The 14,626-nt window shown below is 66.8% G+C and carries 15 protein-coding genes; 6 read left to right on the forward strand and 9 right to left on the reverse strand.

The window, feature by feature from the left end; all coding sequences use genetic code 11:
- Nucleotides 1-31: 31 nt before the first annotated feature.
- Complete coding sequence (locus tag HV742_RS05925) at nucleotides 32-787, forward strand: c-type cytochrome (RefSeq protein ID WP_169535716.1); 756 nt, start codon at nucleotides 32-34, stop codon at nucleotides 785-787.
- A gap of 13 nt (nucleotides 788-800) precedes the next feature.
- Entirely contained in the window at nucleotides 801-2,081 is a 1,281-nt protein-coding gene (locus HV742_RS05930; RefSeq protein ID WP_049076880.1) for a c-type cytochrome, read from the forward strand.
- Here the strand turns inward: HV742_RS05930 and HV742_RS05935 are convergent, their stop codons facing one another.
- The 9 genes from HV742_RS05935 to HV742_RS05975 all read right to left on the reverse strand — a co-directional run bounded on the left by HV742_RS05935 (nucleotide 2,082) and on the right by HV742_RS05975 (nucleotide 9,597).
- On the reverse strand, nucleotides 2,082-3,515 hold the full coding sequence (locus HV742_RS05935) for an aminotransferase-like domain-containing protein (RefSeq protein ID WP_059272787.1): 1,434 nt from the start codon (nucleotides 3,513-3,515) through the stop codon (nucleotides 2,082-2,084).
- A gap of 22 nt (nucleotides 3,516-3,537) precedes the next feature.
- Nucleotides 3,538-4,464: an HPr(Ser) kinase/phosphatase gene (hprK, locus tag HV742_RS05940; RefSeq protein ID WP_006216298.1), complete on the reverse strand. Its 927-nt coding sequence runs from the start codon at nucleotides 4,462-4,464 to the stop codon at nucleotides 3,538-3,540.
- Between the two features lie 19 nt (nucleotides 4,465-4,483).
- Entirely contained in the window at nucleotides 4,484-4,939 is a 456-nt protein-coding gene (locus tag HV742_RS05945) for a PTS sugar transporter subunit IIA (protein WP_049076876.1), read from the reverse strand.
- Between the two features lie 375 nt (nucleotides 4,940-5,314).
- Nucleotides 5,315-5,650, reverse strand: a complete 336-nt coding sequence (hpf, locus tag HV742_RS05950) for a ribosome hibernation-promoting factor, HPF/YfiA family (RefSeq protein ID WP_049076874.1) — start codon at nucleotides 5,648-5,650, stop codon at nucleotides 5,315-5,317.
- Between the two features lie 219 nt (nucleotides 5,651-5,869).
- A complete protein-coding gene (gene lptB, locus HV742_RS05955) occupies nucleotides 5,870-6,664 on the reverse strand; it encodes an LPS export ABC transporter ATP-binding protein (protein WP_049076872.1) in 795 nt (264 codons plus the stop codon).
- A gap of 33 nt (nucleotides 6,665-6,697) precedes the next feature.
- On the reverse strand, nucleotides 6,698-7,342 hold the full coding sequence (lptA, locus tag HV742_RS05960) for a lipopolysaccharide transport periplasmic protein LptA (protein WP_049076870.1): 645 nt from the start codon (nucleotides 7,340-7,342) through the stop codon (nucleotides 6,698-6,700).
- The gene (gene lptC, locus HV742_RS05965) at nucleotides 7,339-7,971 is read right to left on the reverse strand and encodes an LPS export ABC transporter periplasmic protein LptC (RefSeq protein WP_054419996.1); all 633 of its coding nucleotides are present in this window, start codon (nucleotides 7,969-7,971) and stop codon (nucleotides 7,339-7,341) included. Before lptC ends, lptA begins: the two co-directional genes overlap by 4 nt.
- Before the next feature lie 31 nt (nucleotides 7,972-8,002).
- Complete coding sequence (locus tag HV742_RS05970; RefSeq protein WP_080977522.1) at nucleotides 8,003-8,611, reverse strand: KdsC family phosphatase; 609 nt, start codon at nucleotides 8,609-8,611, stop codon at nucleotides 8,003-8,005.
- Nucleotides 8,608-9,597 carry a KpsF/GutQ family sugar-phosphate isomerase gene (locus HV742_RS05975; protein WP_175144669.1) on the reverse strand — a complete coding sequence of 330 codons (990 nt, stop codon included), beginning with the start codon at nucleotides 9,595-9,597 and terminating at the stop codon, nucleotides 8,608-8,610. The genes HV742_RS05970 and HV742_RS05975 overlap by 4 nt, the downstream gene beginning before the upstream one ends.
- Before the next feature lie 105 nt (nucleotides 9,598-9,702).
- Here HV742_RS05975 and purT point away from each other — a divergent pair, with 105 nt between their 5' ends.
- The 4 genes from purT to cydB all read left to right on the forward strand — a co-directional run bounded on the left by purT (nucleotide 9,703) and on the right by cydB (nucleotide 14,609).
- Nucleotides 9,703-10,920 carry a formate-dependent phosphoribosylglycinamide formyltransferase gene (gene purT / locus HV742_RS05980; protein WP_175144670.1) on the forward strand — a complete coding sequence of 406 codons (1,218 nt, stop codon included), beginning with the start codon at nucleotides 9,703-9,705 and terminating at the stop codon, nucleotides 10,918-10,920.
- 274 nt (nucleotides 10,921-11,194) lie between these two features.
- Entirely contained in the window at nucleotides 11,195-11,740 is a 546-nt protein-coding gene (locus HV742_RS05985; protein ID WP_175144671.1) for a GbsR/MarR family transcriptional regulator, read from the forward strand.
- 129 nt (nucleotides 11,741-11,869) lie between these two features.
- The gene (locus HV742_RS05990) at nucleotides 11,870-13,444 is read left to right on the forward strand and encodes a cytochrome ubiquinol oxidase subunit I (protein ID WP_049076857.1); all 1,575 of its coding nucleotides are present in this window, start codon (nucleotides 11,870-11,872) and stop codon (nucleotides 13,442-13,444) included.
- 13 nt (nucleotides 13,445-13,457) lie between these two features.
- The gene (cydB, locus tag HV742_RS05995; protein WP_068981173.1) at nucleotides 13,458-14,609 is read left to right on the forward strand and encodes a cytochrome d ubiquinol oxidase subunit II; all 1,152 of its coding nucleotides are present in this window, start codon (nucleotides 13,458-13,460) and stop codon (nucleotides 14,607-14,609) included.
- Nucleotides 14,610-14,626: the final 17 nt, after the last annotated feature.

A 14,626-nucleotide genomic window follows, 5' to 3' on the forward strand; every position in this document is an offset into this window, starting at 1 on the left:
GACTTAGTGACTTAGTGTTAACTGGCCCTAGATGTTAGCCCTCATTTCCTTTCGTAGTGTTTCACTGCCGTGGTTCAGGGCAAAAATCCACCTCGTGGCGGCGGTCGTTGTTGCCTTTTCGACAGCGTCTGCCCTGGCCCAGGACGCACCCCAGGTATTGCAGCCCGGCACCATGGCGGCCCGGGTGGCGGCCTGTACGGCCTGCCATGGCGAGCAGGGCCGTGCCGGCGCCGACGGCTATTACCCGCGGCTGGCCGGCAAGCCGCAGGAATACCTCTATCACCAGCTGCTCAATTTCCGTGACGACCGGCGCCAGTACCGCCCCATGGCGCACCTGCTGACCGGCCTGCCGGACGCCTACCTGCATGAAATGGCGGCGTACTTCGCGGCGCAGCACGTGCCGTATCCGCCGCCGGCGCGGGCCGAGGTGTCCGCCGCCACGCTCGAGGCCGGTCGCCAGCTGGCCCTGTCCGGCGACGCCGCCCGCGGCCTGCCGGCCTGTGCTTCCTGTCACGGCGCCGCCCTGGGCGGCGCGCTGCCCGCCATCCCGGGCCTGCTGGGCCTGCCGCGCGACTACATCGGTTCGCAGATCGGCAGCTGGAAGAACGGCCTGCGCCGCGCCGCCGCGCCCGATTGCATGGCCGACATCGCCCGCAAGCTCACGCCCGAGGATATCGGCGCCCTGGCGGCCTGGCTGTCGTCGCAGCCGGTCGCTGCCAGCTACGCGCCCGAGCCTGCCGGCGCCTTGCGCCTGCCCGCCGAGTGCGGCAGTCAGGCGCAGCGTTGAAGGGGCGACTCGGATGAAACTGATGAAGCGACTCCTCGGGACCCTGTTGATGCTCGCCGTGGTCACGGCGGGCGTGCTGTATTGGCTCGGCACGCGCGACGATGCCAGCATCGGGCCGGCCGTGGCGCCAGCCGATCCGCAGCAACGCATCGAGCGCGGGCGCTACCTGGCGCTGGCCGGCAACTGCATGGCCTGTCATACCGCGCGCGGCGGCCCGGCCTACGCGGGCGGCACGCCCATCCCGACGCCATTCGGCACGATCTACGGCCCCAACATCACGCCCGACGAGAAGACCGGCATCGGCGCCTGGAGCGCGGACGACTTCTGGCAGGCGCTGCACAACGGCAAGTCGCGCGACGGAACGTTGCTGTATCCGGCCTTCCCGTACACCGAGTACACCCGCGTCACGCGCGCCGACGCCGATGCGCTGTTCGCCTATCTGCGCACGGTGACGCCGGTCAACCAGCCCAGCCGCGCGCCGGAACTCGATTTCCCGTACGACCAGCGTGTCCTGCTGGCGGCCTGGCGCGCCCTGTATTTCCGCCCCGGTGTGCAGGAGTCCGATCCGGGCCAGTCGACCCAGTGGAACCGTGGCCGTTATCTGGTCGAAGGCCTGGGCCATTGCGCCGCCTGCCACGCGCCGCGCAACAGCCTGGGGGCGACGCGCGCGGCCGACGGGCTGGCCGGCGGCATCATCCCGATGCTGGACTGGTACGCGCCGCCCCTGACCAACGATCCGCAAACGGGCCTGGGGCGTTGGTCGGCCGAAGACATCGCGGCGCTGTTGCGTACGGGGATCTCGGCGCATTCCAGCGCCAGCGGCCCGATGGCCGAAGTGGTGCTGGGCAGCACGCAGCACCTGAGCGACGCCGATGCGCTCGCAATGGGTGTGTATCTGAAATCACTGCCGGCAACCCCGGCGCCGACGAGGTCGAGCGCGCCGGCCGCGCCGGCCGCGATGGAGCTGGGCGGCAAGATCTATCGCCAGCAGTGCGTGCAATGCCACCAGCCGCAAGGCGAGGGCAGCCCGGGCGCGTGGCCGGCATTGGCAGGCAACCCGACCGTGACGGCGCCGTCGCCGCTCAACGCCATCCGCATGGTGCTCGATGGCGGCTTCGCGCCGGCTACCGCGGCCAACCCGCGGCCGCACGGCATGCCGCCTTTCGGCCAGTTGCTGAACGACAACGATGTGGCGATGCTGGTGTCCTACATCCGCAACAGCTGGGGCAATGAGGCCGGCGGCGTGACGCCCCTTGAGGTCAAGCGCGCCCGCGCCGCCTCGACCCGCAACTGATCAGGATCGCCGCGCGGCAGGCTGGCAGGCCGCGCGCGCCATCTCGCCCAGGGCGCGGATGGCGTCGGCCTGCGCGTCATCCCAGGGGTGGCCGTAGTTCAACCGCAGCGCATTGCCGAACTGCCCGCTGGCCGAGAAGATCGGCCCCGGCGCCACGCTGATGCCGCGCGCCAGCGCCTGCCGGTGCAGGGTCAGCGCATCCACCGCCGCGGGCATTTCCAGCCAGAGGAAGAAACCGCCTTGCGGGCGCGTCACGCGGGTTCCCGCGGGAAACTCGCGCGCAATCGCATTGGCCATCAGGTCCTGCTGCGCCTGCAGTGTTTCGCGCAGGCGGCGCAGGTGGCGGTCGTAGCCGCCTTGCTCCAGGTATTCGGCCAGCGCGCCCTGGGCCGGGCTGGAGGCCGACAGGGTGGACGACAGCTTCAGGCGCTGCACGCGCTGCGTGTAGCGGCCGGCGCTGGCCCAGCCGATGCGGTAGCCCGGCGCCAGGCACTTGGAGAACGAGGAGCAATGCAGCACCAGTCCATGCCTGTCGAAGGCCTTCGCCGGCACCGGCCGGGCCGCGCCGAAATACAGTTCGCCATAGACGTCATCTTCGATCAGCGGGATTTCATGGCGCGCCAGCAGTTCGACCAGGTGCCGCTTCTTGTCTTCGGGCATCAGGCTGCCCAGCGGATTCTGGAACTGCGTCATCAGCCAACAGGCCTTGGGCCGATGGCGCTTGATCGCCGTTTCCATCGCGTCCAGATCGACGCCGGTGCGCGGATGCGTGGGCACTTCCAGCGCTTTCAGGCCCTGGCGCTCCAGCGCCTGCAGTGCGCCGTAGAAGGTCGGCGCTTCCACGATGACGGTGTCGCCTGGCCGGGCCACGGCCTGCAGGCACAGGTTGAGCGCTTCCAGCGCGCCGTTGGTGACCACGATGTCGCTGGCCGGCACGTTGATGCCGGCGATCAGGTAGCGCAGCGCGATCTGGCGCCGCAGCCCGGGATTGCCGGGCGAAAGGTCTTCCATCGTGGCCAGCGGATCCTGGCGCTTGAGATGCGTCGACATGGCCTGGGCCAGCCGCGGTAGCGGGAACAGCAGGGGGGAAGGAAAGGCCGAGCCCAGCGGCGTGACGTCGCGGTTGCGTACGGAGTCGAGGATGTCGAAGATGCGTTCGCTGATTGCCAGCTCGGTCGATTCGCCATCGGGACAGGATGTGTCCGGCTCGGGGGGCAGCGTGTCGCCGCGCGCGTTGACGTAGTAGCCCGAGCGGGGGCGGGCGCGTATCAGGCCGCGCGCTTCCAGCAGGTAATAAGCCTGGAAGACCGTCGACGGGCTGACGCCACGGCTGGCGCAGGCCTCGCGCACCGAGGGCAGCCTGTCGCCCACGCGCAGCACGCCGTCGCGGATCGACTTGGCGATCTCGTTGGCGAGTTTCTCGTACAGGCTCACGGTGCCGCGCGGCGACGCGCGCTTACTTGCTGCTTTGCAGGATCGCCATGGCCTGGCGTTCCATGAATTCGCCCAGGGTGTCGATGCCGCGCAGCTTGAGGATGGTGTTGCGCACGGCGGCTTCCACCAGCACCGCCAGGTTGCGGCCGGCGGCCACCTGCAGCATGACCTTGCGCACCGGCAGGCCCAGCATGTCCTGGGTGATGTCCTGCAGCGGCAGGCGTTCGAACTTGTCCTGCGCCGTGGCGCGCACCAGGTGCACGATCAGCTTCAGGCGCATCTTGCGGCGCACCGAGGTCTCGCCGAAGATGGTGCGGATGTCGAGCAGGCCCAGGCCGCGCACTTCCAGCAGGTTCTGCAGCAGTTGCGGGCAGTGGCCCTCGATCATGTTGGGGGCGGTGCGCGAGAACTCGACCGCGTCGTCGGCCACCAGGCCGTGGCCGCGCGAGATCAGTTCCAGCGCCAGTTCGCTCTTGCCCAGGCCGGATTCGCCGGTGATGAGCACGCCCAGGCCCAGCACATCCAGGAACACGCCGTGCACGGTCGTGGTGGGCGCGAGCTTCTTGCCCAGGTAGATGCGCAGCAGGTCGATCAGCTGCGCGGCCGCCACCGGGGTGGACAGCAACGGCACCTGGTGCTGGTCGCACTGGTCCACCAGGTCCTGCGGCGGCGTCAGGCCGTCGGCCAGCAGGATGGCGGGCACGCCACCGATCAGCAGCTCGTCCATGTGGTGCATGCGGCGGCGCAGGTCGAAGCGGGTGTAGTACGCCAGCTCTTCCTGGCCGAACACCTGGATGCGCGACGGGTGGATCAGGTTGAGGTGACCCACCAGGTCGGCGGCCGCCATGCCGTCATCGGGAATCGCGCGGTCCGCGGCTCCTTGGCCGGAAATCCAGTTGAAGGGGATTTTGTCGGCGTTGTCGTCGACGAGTTCCTGCACCGTGAGCATGGCAGCGTTTCCGCGAGGATCAGAGTTGGCCGGTGGTGAGCATCTTGTGCACGATGGCCGGATCGGTCTCGGTGGCCAGGGCTTCGCGCAGTGCCTTGTTGGACATCAACTGCGCCAGCTCGGCCAGGATATCCAGGTGCTGCTGCGTGGCGGTTTCGGGCACCAGCAGACACAGCAGCATCGAGACCGGCTGGCCGTCGGGGGCATCGAACGTGATCGGCTGGGCCAGGCGGATGAAGGCGGCGAGCGCCTGTTCCAGACCCTTGACGCGACCGTGCGGCACGGCCACGCCCTGGCCCAGGGCGGTCGAGCCCAGGCGTTCCCGTGCAAACAGGCTATCGAACACGAGCGCGCGTGCCAAGCCGTGGTTGTTTTCAAAGAGGAGGCCAGCCTGTTCGAACGCGCGCTTCTTGCTCGTGGCGAGCATATCGAGGACGACGTTGCCGGCGGGAAGGATGCGCGACAAATGATTCATCGGGTCATTATAGGGTTATATGACGCACTGCAAAAAACTCCGGTGGGAGGCACTTTCCTGGCGGTCCGCACCCTCCTGGATCAGGCCGCCGCTCCCGGCACGAGAGCGACAGCATAGACTGATAGCGCCGGGTTGTGGGCATTCTTCGTGCGCAGGCAGGTATACCAGGACGGTATGGCGTCGGATATTCTGGGAGTGAACGGCGCCCCGCGGCCAACTGCCGGGGATTCGGGGGACAAAGAGGAGGTCGTGCAGGGGAGGGAGTTTGCCGATGCCCCGGCTGGACTCTGGGTCTAGCGGGACACCGGGACTTAGGCAGGATTCAAGAGTTGCTGTTTCCTGGCTCGCACGGCGAGCGGGTCATGAAGCGCGGTGTTACTGGGTTGGCGAAAGGTTCGCCGCTTGCCGCTTCACGGACTCTGCCGAGTGGCTTCGTACCTTGTCCTTGTGCTTGATGACCTGACGGTCGACTTTGTCAGCGAGAAGGTCGATCGCGGCGTAGAGGTTTTCATCGGTTGCTTCACAATGAATGTCCTTGCCACTAAGACGCATGGTGATTTCGGCTCTGTGCCGCAGGGGCTCTACTGAGAGCATGACCTGGGTATCGATGACGTGATCGAAATGCCGCAGCACTCGCGCCAGTTTGTTCATGACATATTCCCGGATGGCCGGGGTGACGTCGAGGTGACGACCGCAGATGCTCAGGTTCATAGTGTGCTCTCCTTCTAAAAGAGGAAAAAATGGTGCGCGGAAGGCGCGGTGGGGTCGTTAGGCGTTCTCCTTGTTCGAGGGGTTCGTTTGATACTAGTGTATAGACTCGGGCCGATAAAACAAGCTGACCTAGCGCAAGTTCATGGCATTTTCATGGCGCTCGCCCAGGGGCGTGCCCCAGGGGCCGTCAGGGACCCTGGGATTTTCCCCAATGGGGTGTTACATGCGGAAGTGTTCGCCCAGGTAGACGCGGCGAACGGCCGGATCGCCGACGATTTCGTCGGGGTGACCGTCGGTCAGCACCTTGCCTTCGCTGATGATGTAGGCGCGGTCGCAGATGCCCAGCGTTTCGCGCACGTTGTGGTCGGTGATCAGCACGCCGATGCCGCGCCCCTTCAGGAAGCGCACGATGCGCTGGATCTCGATCACGGCGATCGGGTCCACGCCCGCGAAGGGCTCGTCCAGAAGGATGAAGCGCGGACTGGTGGCCAGCGCGCGCGCGATTTCGACGCGGCGGCGCTCGCCGCCCGACAGCGAAATGGCGGCGTTGCTGCGGATGTGGCCGATCTGCAGCTCTTCGAGCAGCAGTTCCATCTGCTCGTTGATCTTGGGCGTGGACAGCGTGCGGCCGTCCGGCCCGATCTGCAGTTCGAGGACCGCGCGGATGTTCTGCTCGACCGTCAGGCGGCGGAACACCGAGGCGTCCTGGGGCAGGTACGACAGTCCCATGCGGGCGCGCTTGTGGATCGGCATCGCGGTGATGACCGAGCCATCGATCTCGATACGACCGGCGTCGGCCGGCACCAGGCCCACGATCATGTAGAAGCTGGTGGTCTTGCCCGCGCCGTTGGGGCCGAGCAGGCCGACCACTTCGCCGCTGGACACGGACAGGGACACGTCCTGCACCACCGTGCGGCCGTTGTAGGTCTTGCGCAAGCCGGTTGCGCGCAGGCTGCCCTGCTTGACGCCCGAAGGGGCGGAGGTCACGGGAGTCTGCACTGAAGGTTGGTTCATCGTGGCTGCGTGTGGATGACGTGGGAGGCGCTTTCAGCGCCCCTTCTTCGATTCTTGCTGCTTGCGGCATTCGGCCACCGCGGCGTCCGACTTGGCGCGCGGCTCGGCCACGGAGCGCACGCGGCCGCCGGCGGCCGCCGAGTTCGGGCCGCCCTGGGCTTCATAGGTGCCGCTCTTTTCGTTGTAGCGTACGCGATCGCCGCGAATGGTGTCGAAAGGCTTGCCGCAGACATAGCGCACCACCACGGCCTGGCCGATCAGGTCGAAGGTGCTCTTGGTGCCATCGTATTCGGCGCGCAGGCCCTTGCCTTCGATCAGTTCGTAGGTCTCGGGACGTTCCTGGCGGATGGTCACCACCTTGCCCTTGTTGGCGGTGGCGGTGCCGTACTGGTTGCCGGCCGCGTCCTCATGCATTTCCAGCGTGTCGGAGGTCAGCGTCATCAACCCGCGCGTCATGTTGACGTTGCCGGTGAACACGCTTTGCTTTTTCACGTCGTCGTAGTGCAGCGTGTCCGACAGGATCGTCGTGGTGGGCTCCTCGGCGGGCGCGGTCTTGCTCGAACCGGCGGCGGCCGGCTTGGGGTCGGCCGCGAGCGCCGGCGCCATCGCCGATGCCATCAGCAGCACCGCGCCCAGCAGGCGCGTGGTGGGGGCAATGCGAATCCGGAGGTCGGTCATGGTTTCTTCTGGTCAGAGGAGTTGGCAGGGGTTTCGGCGGGACGGCGCGATTTGTTTTCCGTGCCGGCGATTTCCACGTCCGTGGAGGCCGACACCTGCAGTTGGCGTGTCTTGTTGTTGTAGTGCATGCCCTTGCCGTTCATGCGCGAGCGGCCCTTGATGACCTCGGCCGGCAGGTCGGTGTAGACCACGTCGTCGTCGGGCAGGAGGATCAGTTGCTGGCTGCGCACGTCCAGGACGTCGTTGTTGGCATCGGGCTGGCGGTGCACGTGCGCATCGCCGTTCATGACGATGCGCTTGCCGCCTTGTTCCATGACGGCCGTCTTGGACACGCCCACGGTGATCGGGCTGGCTTCGCGCTGGCCGATGGCCCGCGGCTGGGTGATGTGATAGGAGTCGTCGTCCGGGAAGTGCTCGGCGTATTCGCCCTCCAGCCGGTTGATGGGACGGCCGGTGGGGTCGGTGCGCAGCATCACGAAATTACGCGACCAGGCGTCCATTTCGTGCGTGACGCGGCGCGGCGGATCCGTCTGGATCGCGCGCTGCGCGTAGTCGGCGGCCCAATACGTGCTGGCGACGAGCACCAGCAGCAGGAACAGCGCGATCAGGGAAGGGAAACGATCTTTCATCGGTATGCGAAGGGGTGATGGGCGCGCCGACTTACTGGATGGCGCCCGGGCCGAGCAGCCCCGGCGCCGCCAGGAAACCGCCCAGCCGGCCTTGGGAGGCCAACAGCAGGTCGCAGCATTCGCGCACCGCGCCCCCGCCGCCCGGTTGCGTGGCGATCCAGTGGGCCGCCTGGCTGACGTAGCCCGGCGCGTTCGGCACGCTGGCGGCGAAGCCTGCGCGTTGCATCGCCGGCAGGTCGATGATGTCATCGCCCATATAGCCGGTCTGGTTCAGTTGGACCGCGCTGCGCTGCGCAAGTTCGGCCAGCGCCGCGCCCTTGTCGCGTACGCCCTGCATGACCTCCGAAATGCCCAGTTCGGCGGCGCGGCGGGCCACGATGGGGCCGGAACGGCCGGTCATCAGCGCGACCTTCAGGCCACCTTCCATCAGCAGGCGCAGCCCGTGGCCGTCTAGCGAGTGGAAGCGCTTCTGGACTTCGCCGGTCTCGCCGTAATACAGGCTGCCGTCGGTCAGCACGCCGTCGACGTCGAAGACCATCAGGCGCACGGCGGCGGCGCGTTCGCGCACGCCCGGCGCAATACGGGCCAGGACCAGGGCTTCGGCGGGGTGGGTGATCGAAGGAGGGAGAGTCATAGTCATACCACTTTGGCGGCCATCAGGTCGTGCATGTGCAAGGCGCCGAGCAGGGCGCCGTCGGCGTCCAGCACCAGCATTTGATTGAGCCGCAGTTCGTCCATCTGGCGCGCGGCCTCGACGGCCAGCGCGTCCGGGTTGATGCTGCGCGGCGAGCGCGTCATGCCGGCTTCGACGTTCAGGCTGCGGATGTCGCCGTAGCGTGCGATCAGGCGGCGCAGGTCGCCATCGGTGAAGATGCCCACCGGGCGGTGTTGCGGGTCGCAGACGACCGTCATGCCCATGCCCTTGGCCGACATGACTTCGAGCGCCTGCGAGACCGGCGTGCCCAGCGCCACCACGGGCAGGGCGTCGCCCTGGCGCATGACGTTGCGCACGTGGGTCAGCAGCCGGCGACCGAGCGCCCCGCCGGGATGCGAGCGGGCAAAATCCTGCGGACCGAAGCCGCGCGCTTCGAGACAGGCCACGGCCAGCGCGTCGCCCAGGGCCAGCGCCGTGGTGGTGCTGGCGGTGGGCGCCAGGTTCAGCGGGCAGGCTTCCTGGGACACGCTGGCGTCCAGGTGGACGTCGGCGAGCCGCGCCAGCTCGGACTGCGGGTTGCCGGTAATGGCCACCAGGCTGGCGCCCATGCGGCGCACGACCGGCAGGATGGTGAGCAGTTCCTGGCCCGACCCGGAGTACGAAATGGCGATCAGGACATCGTCGCGGGTGATCATGCCCAGGTCGCCGTGCACCGCTTCGGCCGCGTGCACGAAAAAGGCGGGCGTGCCGGTGGAAGCGAAGGTGGCGGCGATCTTGCGGGCGATGTGGCCGGTCTTGCCGATGCCGCTGACGACCACGCGCCCACGGCAGGCGAGCAGCATGGCGACGACCTGCGCGAAGCGGTCGTCCAGCCGCGCGGACAGGTCCAGGATGCCCTGGCTTTCGATTTGCAGCGTCCTGCGCGCGGATGCCAGCGCAGACTCGGACGATGTGGTGGGATGGTCGGTCATCAGGGGATTTTAATATCAGGTTGCGGGTTTGCCCCGGGCTGGGGGGTATGGCATCCTGGCGGCTCTTTCATCCGGCTATCAATCTTTCCTTTCCAGGCCCGCTCCATGTCCAGCATTCCCAGCCCCGTCCTTGGCACGCCCCTGTCTCCCCTGGCCACCCGCGTCATGCTGCTCGGCTCGGGCGAACTGGGCAAAGAGGTCATCATCGCCCTGCAGCGCCTGGGCGTGGAAGTGATTGCGGTGGATCGGTACGCCGACGCGCCGGGTCACCAGGTGGCGCACCGCGCCCATGTGGTGTCGATGACGGACCCGGCGGCCCTGGAAAAGATCATCCGGCAGGAGCAGCCGCACGTTATTGTCCCCGAAATCGAGGCCATTGCCACCAATTTGCTGGTGGACCTGGAAGCGGCCGGCGTGGCGCGGGTCACCCCGACCGCCCGGGCGGCGCAATTGACCATGAACCGCGAGGGCATCCGCCGGCTGGCCGCCGAGACCCTGGGTCTGCCCACTTCGCCCTACGCCTTCGTCGATACCGAAGACGAACTGCGCCAGGCCATCGATGGCGGCATCGGCTACCCCTGCGTCATCAAGCCGGTCATGTCCTCGTCGGGCAAGGGCCAGTCCGTCATCAAGGGCGCGGACGACCTGGCCGCGGCCTGGCGCTATGCCCAGGAAGGCGGCCGGGTGGGCGGCGGCCGCGCCATCGTCGAGGGTTTCATCCGCTTCGACTACGAAATCACGCTGCTGACCGTGCGCGCCCGGGGCGTCGATGGCCAGGTCGAGACCCGCTACTGCGAGCCGATCGGCCACAAGCAGGTCGACGGCGACTACGTCGAGAGCTGGCAGCCCCATCCCATGTCGCCCGCGGCGCTGGAGCGTGCCCGCGAGATCGCCCTTGCCGTGACGGCCGAGCTGGGCGGCCTTGGAATTTTCGGCGTCGAACTGTTCGTGGCCGGCGACCAGGTGTGGTTCTCGGAAGTCAGCCCGCGCCCGCACGACACCGGCATGGTCACCATGATCACCCAGGTTCAGAACGAATTCGAGCTGCACGCCCGCGCCCTGCTGGGCCTGCCGGTGGACACCTCGCTGCGCCAGCCCGGCGCCAGCAGCGTCATCTATGGCGGGGTCGAGGCCAAGGCCGTGTCGTTCCACAACGTGGCCCAGGCGCTGGCCGAGCCCGGCACCGACATCCGCCTGTTCGGCAAGCCCGAGTCCTTCGTCAAGCGTCGCATGGGCGTGGGCCTGGCGGTCGCCGAGGACGTGGCCGCCGCGCGCGCCAAGGCCAAGCGCGTGTCGGCCGCCGTCACCGTCAAAGCCGGCTGACGCCCCAGCCCGCTCCGGGTCACACGCCCGGGCTGCCTGTCGTTTGCAAGCCACCCGCCTATCGGCGGGTGGCTTTTTTCGTCGTGCGCCCACAACAGATTGCGACTGATTTCGAGGGCGGGGCGGCAGAATTGTCATCCCTTGCGGCTATACCCCTGCTACCGGTGTGGTTTGTGTTTTCGCACAGTTTGTTCGATAATTTCAGGAATTTCTGAAAACGGCGTAACTATTTATTTATGTTTGCCGTCGTTGCATTTGCTGGCCTGGATGGATCATGGTGCTTACCCCTCAAAACGAACGTTTCGTCCTGCACTTTGGCGAAATGGGCAGCCGTTGGGGCGTGAACCGCACCGTCGGCCAGATCTACGCCTTGCTGTTCCTGGCGCCCCAGCCCCTGCATGCCGACGACATCGCCGAAACGCTGGGCTTTTCCCGTTCGAACGTCAGCCTGGGCCTGAAAGAGCTGCAGTCCTGGCGCCTGGTGAAGCTGGTGCACCAGGTCGGCGACCGCCGCGACTACTTCGAGACGCCCAAGGATGTCTGGGAGATCTTCCGCATCCTGATGGAAGAGAAGCGCAAGCGCGAAATCGATCCCACCCTGACCTTGCTGCGAGACACCCTGCTGGAGCCCCCCGCGGGGCCCGACGGCGCCTATGCGCAGCAACGCATGACCGAAATGCTGGAGCTCATCGAACTGTCCACCGGGTGGTTCGATGAGGTTCAACGTCTGCCGCCGGAGACACTGCAGAACCTGATGAAGCTGGGTTCCAAGGTGCAGAAAGTGCTGGGCTTCGCCGGCAAGTTGCGGGGCAAAGGCTGATCGCCGATCCGCCCCGATTTTTTCAGGAAACCTCTATGAAGCTGTATACAACGCCCTTATCATGGCGCCAGAGACGGCCTGGGAACCATGCCGGTTGCTGTGGCTACTCACCTGCATGGGAGCGCCCCAATGATTGATCTCGACGTCGTCAACCTGTCGCGATTCCAGTTTGCCGCGACCGCGCTGTACCACTTCCTCTTCGTCCCCCTCACGCTCGGCCTGTCGTTCATCCTGGCCATCATGGAAAGCGTGTACGTCATGACTGGCCGCCCCATCTGGAAGCGGATGACGATGTTCTGGGGCACCCTGTTCGGCATCAACTTCGCGCTGGGCGTGGCCACGGGCGTGGTCATGGAGTTCCAGTTCGGCATGAACTGGTCGTACTACAGCCACTACGTGGGCGACATCTTCGGCGCGCCGCTGGCGCTCGAAGGGCTGATGGCCTTCTTCCTGGAAGCCACCTTCGTCGGCCTGTTCTTCTTCGGCTGGAATCGCATGTCCAAGGTCAGCCACCTGGTGGTGACCTGGCTGGTGGCGTTCGGCACCAACTTCTCGGCGCTGTGGATTCTCATCGCCAACGGCTGGATGCAGAACCCGGTGGGCGCGGTGTTCAACCCCGACACCATGCGCATGGAAATGACCGACTTCGCCGCGGTGATCTTCAATCCGGTGGCGCAGGCCAAGTTCGTGCACACGGTCAGCGCGGGCTACGTGGCCGGCGCCATGTTCGTCATGGCGATCAGTGCCTGGTATCTGCTCAAGGGCCGCCATACCGACCTGGCCAAGCGCTCGATGGCGGTGGCCGCCAGCTTCGGCCTGGCGTCGGCGCTGTCGGTCGTCGTGCTGGGTGACGAGAGCGGCTATCTCACCACCGAACACCAGAAGATGAAGATCGCGGCCATGGAATCCATGTGGCACACCGAGCCGGCGCCCGCGTCCTTCAACCTGATTGCGCTGCCCAATCAGGCCGAACGCAAGAACGACTTCGCCATCGAGATTCCCTACGTCATGGGCCTCATCGGCACGCGCTCGCTGACGACCCCGCTGCTGGGCATCAACGACCTGATCCTGCGCGCCGAGAATCGCATCCGCGACGGCATGGTGGCGTACGACGCCCTGCAGAAGATCCGCGCCAATCCCAAGGATGTGGACGCCCGCATGGTGTTCGACCGCACCTGGCCCGACCTCGGCTACGCGTTGCTGGTCAAGCGCTACCAGACCGACATGAGCAAGGTCACCGAAGAGGACATCAAGAAGGCCGCGGTGGATACCGTGCCGAACGTGGCGCCGCTGTTCTGGGCGTTCCGCATCATGGTGGCCGTGGGCATGTACCTGATCCTGTTCTTCGGCGTGGCATTCTGGCTGGCCTCGCGCGGTCGCCTGGACAGCCGCCGCGGCCTGCTGAAGGTGGCGCTGTGGAGCCTGCCCATGCCCTGGATCGCCATCGAGAGCGGCTGGTTCGTGGCCGAGTATGGCCGCCAGCCGTGGGTGATCGAAGGCGTGCTGCCGACGTACTACGCGGCGTCCGGCCTGACTATCGCCGACCTGGCCATCAGCCTGACGATCTTCCTGGTGCTGTACACCGTGCTGCTGATCATCGGTGTGAAGGTCATGCTGCACGCCGTGCGCAAGGGCCCGAAATCCGACGCGCCGGTCCCGGCCAGCGCCGCCGCCGATCCCGTCCACGCCGCCGTGCGCGCTTAAGGGGAGAGAAACAATGGATACCCTTATTCCTTTCGACTACGCCACCCTGCGGGTGGTCTGGTGGGTGCTGCTGGGCGCGCTGCTGATCGGCTTCGCCGTGATGGACGGCTTCGACCTGGGCGTGGCGGCGCTGCTGCCGGTAGTCGCCAAGACCGATGCCGAACGCCGCGTGGTGATCAACGTGGTCGGCCCCGTGTGGGAAGGCAACCAGGTGTGGCTGATCACCGCGGGCGGCGCCATCTTCGCCGCCTGGCCGCTGTTGTATGCCGCCTCTTTCTCGGGCTTCTACCTGGCGATGATGCTGGCGCTGATCGCGCTGATCCTGCGTCCCGTCGGCTTCAAGTACCGCAGCAAGATGGAAGGCACCCGCTGGCGCAATAGCTGGGATGGCGTGCTGTGCTTCTCGGGCGTGGTGGCCTCGCTGGTGTTCGGCGTGGCCGTGGGCAACATCATCCTGGGCGTGCCGTTCACGTTCGACGAGAACGCGCTGCGCATGGTGTACCAGGGCCACTTCTACCAGCTGTTCACGCCGTTCGCGCTGCTGTGCGGCGTGCTGAGCGTGGTGATGCTGGCGATGCACGGCGCCGTGCTGCTGGCCTGGCGCACCGAGGATCCGGTGTCGTCGCGGGCGCGCAACTGGGGCCGCCTGTGCGCGCTGCTGGTCCTGGTGCTGTTCGCCGCCGGCGGGTTCTGGGTGACGGCCCTGGATGGCCACGCCATCACCAGCGCCGTCGACATGCAGGGGCCGTCGGATCCCATGCTCAAGAGCGTCACCGTGCAGGCCGGCGCGTGGATGGCCAACTATGCCAAGTGGCCGCTGATGTGGATCGCGCCCGCGCTGGGCGTGGCCGGCGCGGTGCTGGTACTGCTGCTGTTGACGATGCGCGCCAACGTGCTGTCGTTCCTGGCTTCGGCGGTCTCGATCACCGGCATCATCCTGACGGTCGGCTTCTCGCTGTTCCCGTTCCTGATGCCGTCGTCGAGCAATCCGCAGGCCGGCCTGACGGTGTGGGACGCGTCGTCCAGCCACATGACGCTGTGGATCATGGTGATCGCCGTGGTCGTCTTCCTGCCGATCGTGACGCTCTACACCGCCTGGGTGTACCGCGTCATGCGCGGCAAGGTGACCCACGCATCCGTGGGCGACACGCCCAATTCGTACTGAGCTAAGGAGCCTTCACC

Origin of the sequence: Achromobacter ruhlandii, assembly GCF_902859695.1 — a bacterium.
Lineage (GTDB): Bacteria > Pseudomonadota > Gammaproteobacteria > Burkholderiales > Burkholderiaceae_B > Achromobacter > Achromobacter ruhlandii.